Here is a 5,637-nt window from a genome sequence, read left to right on the forward strand (position 1 = left end):
ACGGTCGAATCCACCCCAGGCCAGTTCGACCCGACGCGCGTGGCCGCTTCGGCTGTCGAGGAGCGACCACTTGCGTCGGGTGAGCGCACCGCTCCCGGCGAACCCACGACCGCGGCTGTGCCGCAACCCGCTCGTGTTCCCGTCACCGCTGCCCGCCCCGTGGTCGCCGTCCCTCGCGAGCCGCTGACGGTACCCCGCACGGTCTGGCCCGGCCGCGTGGCCTTCCATCGTCCAGCGGCGAAGCCGGAGCCCCAGCGGATCGGGCCCTTCACGAAAGTCCAGTGGGCCGGGGCCGTGGTCGTGGCCGGGATCGGGCTGCTGTTCGCGGCGGCGATGGCGGTGCTGTTCGTGCGGTTCCTGCTCAGCCTCGATGTCATGCGGGATTACCTCGCGACCTACCCGGGCGAGTATCACCTACCCGCGGCGGCACCCGTCGGCATCCCCGCGTGGCTCGGCTGGCAGCACTTCTTCAACGCATTCCTGATGGTGCTGATCATCCGGTCCGGGCTGCAGATCCGCACCGAGAAGCGCCCCACCGCGTTCTGGGCGCCGCGGCGGAACCCGAAGGGCAAGACGAGCCTGACGATCTGGTTCCACCAGAGCCTCGATGTCTTCTGGCTCGTCAACGGGCTCGTGTTCGTCGTGCTGCTGTTCGTCACGGGGCAGTGGATGCGGATCGTGCCGACCAGCTGGGAGGTGTTCCCGAACGCGCTCAGCGCGGCGCTGCAGTACGTCTCACTGGATTGGCCGACCGAGAACGGCTGGGTGAACTACAACGCGCTGCAGCAGCTCGCGTACTTCTCGACCGTCTTCATCGCGGCGCCGCTCGCCGCCGTGTCCGGATATCGGATGAGCGGGATGTGGCCGAAGAAGAATGCCAAGCTCACTGCCGCGTATCCGATCGAGTGGGCGCGGCGGATCCACTTTCCGGTGATGCTCTATTTCGTGGTGTTCATCGTGATCCACGTCGTGCTCGTCCTCGCGACGGGCGCGTTGCGCAACCTCAACCACATGTATGCCGCGCAGGGTTCGGTCGATCCGAACGCCTACGCCGACAACTGGACCGGATTCTGGATGTTCGTGCTCTCGCTCGCCGTGATCGCCGGCGCCGGCGTCGCGGCCCGACCTCTCGTCCTGGCGCCCGTCGCGAGAATATTCGGGACGGTCAGCGGACGCTGAGACCGTCTCGACCACCGGGGTGGGGTCAGCGGACGAAGCGGACCTCGGTCAGCGTCTCGCCGAGGAACGGTTCGGTGTGGGTCGCGCCGTCGAGGGCGAAGCCGTTGCGGACGTAGAAGCGGTGCGCGCGCGGGTTGTCCTCGGCGACCCAGAGGTATACCTCCTCGCCGGGCTCGACCGCGGCGTCGAACAGTCGCTGGCCGGTGCCGGTGCCGTGGAACGCGTCGAGCAGGTAGATGAAGTACAACTCCCTCACGCGGGGCGCGTCACGGTCGCGCGCGGGGCCCGACCCCACGAAGCCCACGATCTCGCCGGCCGAGAGCGCAGCGAACATGCGGAAGTCTGGGCCCTGAACGGCCCAGTGCGTCCACAGTTCTGCCAAGCGCTTCGGCGAAACGTTCTCGAGCGCGGCCTTGCTGATCAGGTGGTCGTAGGTCTCGTGCCAGCACGTCGCGTGCACCCTTCCGAGCGCCTCTGCATCGACGTCGCGCACGGGACGGACGACCATGTCGGTCAGTGCGGTTGGGTTGATGGTGGCTTCCATGGCCAGACTCTACGTCGGGGTGTGGGATAAGTGAAATCGAGCTCGGCGCGCCGCCCCAGGTCCGCCCAGCGAAGGATGCCGTAGCATCGCCGTTCGTGAACGTATGGTGGCGGACCCTGCTGACGATCTGGCGTGCGAGGGTGCTGCTGCGCCGACACGGGCCGATTCCGCCGCACAGCGTCGGCAGGGTCCGGTTGCGGACCCTGCCGACCGACATCGATCTGCTCGGCCACATGAACAACGGTCGCTACGCGTCGCTGTTCGACCTCGGCCGCTTCGATCTGCTCCTTCGCACCGGCATCTGGGATGCCATGAACGCCCAGGGCTGGTACGCCGTCGTTGCGAGTGAGACGGTCACGTTCCGCAAGTCGCTGCAGCTGTGGCAGCGCTTCACGATCGAGTCCCGCCTCTACGGACACGATGACCGGGCCGTCTACCAGATGCACCGGGCCGTCGTGGACGGCGAGGTGTATGCCGAGATGATCGTGCGCGCGCGGTTTCTTCGCAAGGGCGGCGGCGTCGTGAACACCGAAGAGCTGTTCCAGGCGCTGCACCGACCCGACGACCTGCCGCCGCTGCCGCAGTGGGTCGCCGACTGGGCGCGAAGCTCTGCGCTGCCGTCGACGAAGTCGCCGGCGCCGAGCGTCTGGGAGTGACCGGTTTCCCGGGGCGGACAGCGGCCGAAGAGAGAAACAAGTTTTCTTTCTGGTCCTGACCGGCTCGTCGGGTGACCATGGGAAATGGCGCATTTGGGGTGCGCCGACGGCGACCGGTTCCAGCGCGGCAGGTCCGAAGGTCGAACCGTCAGGACACACCGTGGGGAGTGTCGCTCTGGGGTCGGGGAAAGACAACCGACCCCAGAGCGCCCGCCTCGGTGACAGCGCCGAGGCGGGCGGAGGCGTCGACGGGCGTCATGAATTCGGCTACGAGCGCCCGCACACCGAGCGCGAACAGCGTCCATTCGCCCGCGGGGATGTCGTCGTCCTCGCCCGCGACATAGGTGGGATGCTCGATCCCCTCCATCGCGCGCACGGCGAACCCCTCGCCCATCGCTGCCATGGCCTCGGTGAAGTCCTGCACCGTCAGGGGGGCCTTCATGCGAAGGCCGTACGCCTCCATCAGGGCGGTGTAGAACTCGGCAAACGCCGCGATCGACTCGCGGTGGCGCTGCCCGCTGGCCTCTTTCAACTCGGGCCACGTTTCCGCCGTGGTCCGCAGGGCCAGGGAGATGAGGAATTGCTGCGCGTCGAGGGCATCGGCCGGGTCGGTGACGTCCACAGCGGCGGTCCGCACGTGCGCCGCCGCTGCCGCGCGGATGACGTCGTCGCCGGAGGCGCCGTCGGCGATGAGCTGCTCCACGGCGGCGACGGCGTAGTCCGCGGGTTCGCTCAGGCGCAGCTGTACCATCGCGACCGCGAGGTCGCGCTGGTAGTCGTGCTGATCCGCCCAGAGTCGGTAGGCGGCTCCGGTCGTCAGCCCCGCGCGACGAAGCACCTCTTGCAGCCGGATGTGCTGCACTCCCGCCGAGACGCCGCGCTCGAGCAGCATCTGCATGCCGACACGCAACAGGAGCGCGCGCGTCTCGTCTCCGGTACGTCTGGCCATGAGAAGAAATCTACTCACCGGCATCGGAAACCAGGCAACCGTGGCCGCATGTGCGTCATGGCGCCGATGTCTGGCACAATAGGTGAAGGCGTGCCCGCCTCGACACTTCCTCCGCAGCTGAGTCACTATCGAGTTACAGCCGAGTTGAAGCGCCAGCGGGCCTCTGGACAGCGTCCGCCGCCCCCATCGCATGTAGCGACAACGAGGAGCGAGTTATGTCCATCCCTACCACCCTGATCGAAACCTCCGCGCGTATCCAGCAGCACCGGCGATACCTGATGTGCCGACCCGAGCACTTCACCGTCAGCTACCAGATCAACCCGTGGATGGAGCCGGCGAAGCCCACCGACACCGCGAAGGCGGTGGCGCAGTGGCAGACCCTCTATGACACGTATGTGGGCCTCGGCCACGACGTCGAGCTCATCGACTCGGTGCCGGGCCTGCCCGACATGGTCTACACCGCCAACGGCGGGTTCGTCATCGACGGCCTTGCCCTCGGCGTGCGCTTCCGCGTGGCCGAACGACGCGGCGAAGAGCGCCCCTTCATGGACTGGTTCGCCGGGCACGGCTTCGACGTGGTCGAGCCGACCGAAGTGCAGGAGGGCGAAGGCGACTTCCTCCTCGTGGGAGATGTGATCCTCGCCGGCACCGGCTTCCGCTCCGTCGGCGACAGCCACCGCGAGGTGCGCGAGGTCTTCGATCGCGAGGTCGTGTCACTGCGGCTGATCGACCCGCGGTTCTACCACCTCGACACCGCAATCTCCGTCCTCGATCCGGTCGAGGGTCCGGGTGGTGTCGAGAAGGCGAATATCGCGTACCTGCCCGCCGCGTTCGACGAGGAATCCCGTCGTGTGCTCGCCGAGCGCTACCCCGACGCGATCCAGGTGTCGGATGCCGACGGCGCCGTGTTCGGGCTGAACTCGGCATCCGACGGGTACAACGTCTTCATCTCGCCGCGCGCGACGGGCTTCGAGGCCCAGCTGCGCGAGCGCGGCTACAACCCCGTGCTCGTCGACCTGTCGGAGCTGCTGCTCGGCGGCGGGGGGATCAAGTGCTGCACGCTCGAACTGCGAGGGAAGCAATGACCACGACCGCTGCCACCAGTGCCGTCCCGGCCGACGGCCTGACCGCTGGGCTCATCGCCGCCGAGGACGCGCATGTCGCCCACAACTACCACCCGCTGCCGGTCGTCGTCGCCCGCGGTGAGGGCGCGTGGGTCACCGACGTCGAGGGCAAGCGATACCTCGACCTGCTGTCGGCTTATTCGGCGCTGAACTTCGGGCACCGGCATCCCGCCCTCCTGGCGGCGGTGACCGAGCAGCTGGGGCGCGTGACGCTCACGAGCCGCGCGTTCCACAACGACCGTCTCGGCCCGTTCGCCGCGGCGCTGGCGGAACTGTGCGGCAAGGACCTCGTGCTGCCGATGAACACCGGCGCCGAAGCGGTCGAGACCGGCATCAAGGTCGCGCGCGCGTGGGCGTACCGCGTCAAGGGTGTCGCCGCCGGCGCCGCGAAGATCATCGTCGCGGACGGCAACTTCCACGGCCGCACGACGACGATCGTCAGCTTCAGCGACGACCCGCAGGCCCGCGAGGACTTCGGGCCGTTCACGCCCGGGTTCGTGTCGGTGTCGTACGGGGATGCCGCGGCCATCGAGGCCGCGATCGACGAGAACACCGCCGCCGTGCTGATCGAGCCGATCCAGGGCGAGGGCGGCGTCGTGATCCCGCCGGACGGGTACCTCCGCGCGATCCGGGAGATCTGCGACCGCCGCAACGTGCTGTTCATCGCCGACGAGATCCAGTCCGGGCTCGCGCGCGTGGGCACGACCTTCGCGTGCGACCGCGAAGGCGTCTTCCCGGACGTGTATCTGCTCGGCAAGGCGCTCGGCGGCGGCATCCTACCGCTGTCGGCGGTCGTCGCGAACCACGACGTGCTCGGGGTCATCCGCCCCGGCGAGCACGGCTCGACCTTCGGCGGAAACCCGCTGGCGGATGCCGTGGGCCTGCGCGTCGTGGAGATGCTCGCCTCCGGCGAGTTCCAGACGAGGGCGCAGGCGCTCGGGGAGCACCTGGCGGCGGAGCTCCACAAGCTCGTCGGGCACGGGGTCACCGCGGTGCGCATCGCGGGGCTGTGGGCGGGCATCGACATCGATCCGGCCTTCGGCACGGGCCGCGAGATCGCCGAGCGGCTGCTCGCGCGGGGGGTGCTCGTCAAGGACACGCACGGACAGACGATCCGCATCGCACCGCCGCTCGTGATCCGCGCGACCGAGCTGGACTGGGCGGTCGAGCAGCTGCGCCTCGTCC

Annotated in this window: 6 protein-coding genes; 4 read left to right on the forward strand and 2 right to left on the reverse strand. The window is 68.7% G+C overall.

Going from position 1 to position 5,637, the window contains the following annotated elements; genetic code table 11:
- A partial coding sequence (locus tag WBP48_RS06630; protein WP_424437906.1) for a cytochrome b/b6 domain-containing protein occupies positions 1-1,179 on the forward strand: 1,179 nt, incomplete at its 5' end.
- A 25-nt stretch (positions 1,180-1,204) separates the two neighbouring features.
- Here the strand turns inward: WBP48_RS06630 and WBP48_RS06635 are convergent.
- Positions 1,205-1,723, reverse strand: coding sequence for an N-acetyltransferase family protein (locus tag WBP48_RS06635; protein ID WP_424437909.1), 519 nt, complete (start codon positions 1,721-1,723; stop codon positions 1,205-1,207).
- Positions 1,724-1,818: 95 nt separating this feature from the next.
- Here WBP48_RS06635 and WBP48_RS06640 point away from each other — a divergent pair, with 95 nt between their 5' ends.
- Entirely contained in the window at positions 1,819-2,379 is a 561-nt protein-coding gene (locus WBP48_RS06640) for a thioesterase family protein (protein WP_424437912.1), read from the forward strand.
- A 148-nt stretch (positions 2,380-2,527) separates the two neighbouring features.
- Here the strand turns inward: WBP48_RS06640 and WBP48_RS06645 are convergent, their stop codons facing one another.
- Positions 2,528-3,328: a hypothetical protein gene (locus tag WBP48_RS06645; RefSeq protein WP_424437915.1), complete on the reverse strand. Its 801-nt coding sequence runs from the start codon at positions 3,326-3,328 to the stop codon at positions 2,528-2,530.
- Positions 3,329-3,543: 215 nt separating this feature from the next.
- Between WBP48_RS06645 and ddaH the strand changes: the two genes are divergently transcribed.
- Together ddaH and rocD are read left to right on the forward strand one after the other, a co-directional pair.
- Positions 3,544-4,413, forward strand: coding sequence for a dimethylargininase (ddaH, locus tag WBP48_RS06650; protein WP_424437917.1), 870 nt, complete (start codon positions 3,544-3,546; stop codon positions 4,411-4,413).
- Positions 4,410-5,637, forward strand: a 1,228-nt coding sequence (rocD, locus tag WBP48_RS06655; protein ID WP_424437920.1) for an ornithine--oxo-acid transaminase, incomplete at its 3' end; no start/stop codon positions are given. The genes ddaH and rocD, both read left to right, overlap by 4 nt.

It is taken from the genome of Microbacterium sp. (assembly GCF_049661145.1).
Classification (GTDB): Bacteria; Actinomycetota; Actinomycetes; order Actinomycetales; family Microbacteriaceae; genus Microbacterium.

Coding starts and splice junctions, on each gene's coding strand:
- WBP48_RS06645 (WP_424437915.1), bottom strand. CDS start 3,328: ATGGCCAGACGTACCGGAGACGAGACGCGCGCGCTCCTGTTGCGTGTC.
- ddaH (WP_424437917.1), top strand. CDS start 3,544: ATGTCCATCCCTACCACCCTGATCGAAACCTCCGCGCGTATCCAGCAG.
- WBP48_RS06635 (WP_424437909.1), bottom strand. CDS start 1,723: ATGGAAGCCACCATCAACCCAACCGCACTGACCGACATGGTCGTCCGT.